Below are 2,201 nucleotides of genomic sequence, written 5' to 3' on the forward strand. Positions count from 1 at the left end.
CGCGCCAACTAGCGCTTGATCTTGGCTACGTCCCGGTGGTCCCGCCAAAAGCCAATCGGGTCGAGCCCTGGGAGTACGACCGAGAAATGTACAAGCGGCGCAACGAAGTGGAGAGGCTGTTTCGTCGCTTGAAGGGCTACCGCCGGATTTTCTCGCGCTTCGAAAAGCTGGATGTCATGTTCCTCGGATTCTTAAGCTTCATCCTTGTCGTTGATGAACTTCGGATGTGTTAACAGGCCCTAGCTGAAAGACGGGTGCATCTTCGTTCGGGCCGTCGCGCAACACCAATTCGACTCGCGCCAAACGTGAGTCAGCCGAGTACGCAACGACTTGAGTGTCATGGATGAGTGGAAACATGCTGTGGGGCCTAATACCTGAGTTAAGCCGACACGCGAAGCGGCGTCGGCTTGAATGAATTGTTAGATCCCTATGCGAGATAATGCATGCGTCAGTTCCAATTGGTTGCAACCATTGTCTCGTATAGTCCCGTGGGCGTTCGATATCCCTACCTCGAAGCCCTCTTCCATGTCCTTGTAGTAGAGCAAGCCAGAAGGTAGCTCAGCAACAACGAGGAAGGCGGTCCGATCTTGTGGTGCCGCGCGTGGCTCGAAGAACATCAGGTCGAAGCTCAAGGAAACCTCATCGCGAAAAATAAAGAGTGAATTAAGCCGAGTCGCGAAGCGGCTTCAGCTTGAGTGAATTGTTAGGTCGCATGCTGATACGTCACAGTCACAAAACCAATGATTGCTGCAAGGGCAAGCATGACAATCCATCCGGATCTTTGATGGAACGGCACTGGATTTCGACCAATCTGCGCTTCTGCCGCCGAAGCGTTAACTATCCAGCCGTGGGAGCAAACGGGGCAAATGAGCTGGTACTGCTTGGAGATAACCCATCCGAAAAGATGGTAGAAGTGTCCGTACTTGTACTTGAGACGCAGCGCGAAATCTTGATGCTACTCGCACCTCTGGCAGTGCTCATGCTCTGCCAGATCGACGGTCAGCACTCGCTCGCCCCATCCCCAAAGAATCATCTGTCTCTCTCGAAATCTTTCTAGCGGTATAACAACTGGATTAAGCCGACACGCGAAGTGGATCCGGCTTGAACGAATTGCTAGGCGTCGTCATTAGTCACTGCTCCCGGCGCAGCCAGAGTCCCCGGCATCGCAGCCAGAGAACCCAAGGTTTTGACCTTCCGATGCGCCACCATCGGATGATGGATAGAGCGGGTCGATTGTACTGGACGATGTGGGGCCAAGTGCCTGAGAAGAGGCAAACGCCGCACAAACGACCGCGCCAATGACTGGAACAAGCCAGATGAGAGCAAGTTGCATTACGCGTTGTGATGGCGAGAGTACCGAAACGCGAAGTACTGCAACCGATGCAACGATATTGCCAAGAGCAAGCACCGCACCCAATAGAAGCATCAACTCCATCGAAACCTCCAAGCCGCCTAGCTATCATTGGGCCGCCTAAGCGCGGTGTAACACGATCCTCGCCGAGGCGTTGACGGCCGTCAATCGTTGCAAGCCTGTGAATCGCACGGCCTTCCCCGCAGTGCGGCTGCCCATCGTCATGGGCTATGCCGCATCTTTGCAGGGACAACGCGTTACGTTCGACGACGTGCGGCGTAACGAGGCAAGCCATTGAGATTTCAAGATGCCGTCATGCGACAGCAATTTAGCCATCAGTAGGTTCAAACCAACCTAACCGCCATCTTCGGCGTGCAGATACGACCTGCCCGGCCTTTGCTCCACCCGCTGCTCAAGCATCTCGCGCACGGCATGGGCGGCATCGAAGATGGCTTGTCCCAACGTTGGCAGCGTCTGCGCCTCCAGGCACTCCGGTTTGCTCAGGGCGATGACGTCGCCGTGGGCGATGAGGCTGCGTAGCAGGCGGTCGAGCTGGTCGCGTTGGTCCAGCGTGAGATGCAAGACGACGGCGGGGTGGTCCATCGGTGTCCTCCTCTGCGCGGTGAGCGGGAGCGCGCACGGTGTACGACATGCGCGTTGAGCTCGATGCGCGCGCGCGCGCACGTGCGTACTACGCGTGCGCGGCACGCCCGACGCCCCCCCGATTTTGAGTAGCGCCGCAGTTTGGAGTCCAATTCCCTACCCGAAGGAGATTGGACGTGAAGAAGCGTTTTACTGACGAGCAGGTCATCGGCTTTCTGCGTGAGGCCGAAAGCGGCGTGGCGATCAA

The 2,201-nt window shown here is 56.6% G+C and carries 1 protein-coding gene and 2 pseudogenes; 2 read left to right on the forward strand and 1 reads right to left on the reverse strand.

Annotation, left to right across the window (positions count from 1 at the left end; all coding sequences use genetic code 11):
• Positions 1–233: pseudogene (locus A7D16_RS19480) on the forward strand (IS5/IS1182 family transposase); the annotation flags it as partial.
• A 1,472-nt stretch (positions 234–1,705) separates the two neighbouring features.
• Here A7D16_RS19480 and A7D16_RS19490 read toward each other — a convergent pair.
• Positions 1,706–1,954 (reverse strand): hypothetical protein, encoded by a 249-nt coding sequence (locus A7D16_RS19490; protein WP_064634874.1) that lies wholly within the window; start codon positions 1,952–1,954, stop codon positions 1,706–1,708.
• Positions 1,955–2,130: 176 nt separating this feature from the next.
• On the opposite strand from A7D16_RS19490, the pseudogene A7D16_RS24545 reads away from it, so the two are divergent.
• Positions 2,131–2,201: pseudogene (locus A7D16_RS24545) on the forward strand (transposase); the annotation flags it as partial.

It is taken from the genome of Xanthomonas nasturtii (genome assembly GCF_001660815.1).
GTDB classification, from domain to species: Bacteria; Pseudomonadota; Gammaproteobacteria; order Xanthomonadales; family Xanthomonadaceae; genus Xanthomonas; species Xanthomonas nasturtii.